The organism is Flavobacterium sp. T50_26 (genome assembly GCF_057652995.1).
The window spans coordinates 1-227 of the sequence record NZ_JBYFCC010000108.1; the positions used below are offsets into that span (position 1 = coordinate 1).

The window sequence follows — 227 nt, forward strand, 5'->3', positions numbered from 1 at the left end:
TTGTCAGAACATAAACTGTTGATTCGTCAAAGAAAAAGAAAAGCTATAACCACTGATTCTAGACATTGGATGAGAAAGTATAGTAATTTGGTAAAAGGACTTGTAATAACAAGACCAGAACAGGTTTGGGTAAGTGATATTACTTATATTCGATTAACCAATCAATGGGGCTATCTAAGTTTAATTACTGATGCTTATTCCAGAAAAATAATGGGATATAGTTTTCG

The 227-nt window shown here is 31.7% G+C and carries 1 protein-coding gene; it reads left to right on the forward strand.

What is annotated here, in order from left to right:
- Window positions 1-69: 69 nt before the first annotated feature.
- Window positions 70-227, forward strand: a 158-nt coding sequence (locus AC23MC_RS16590) for a DDE-type integrase/transposase/recombinase (RefSeq protein ID WP_487569428.1), incomplete at its 3' end; no start/stop codon positions are given.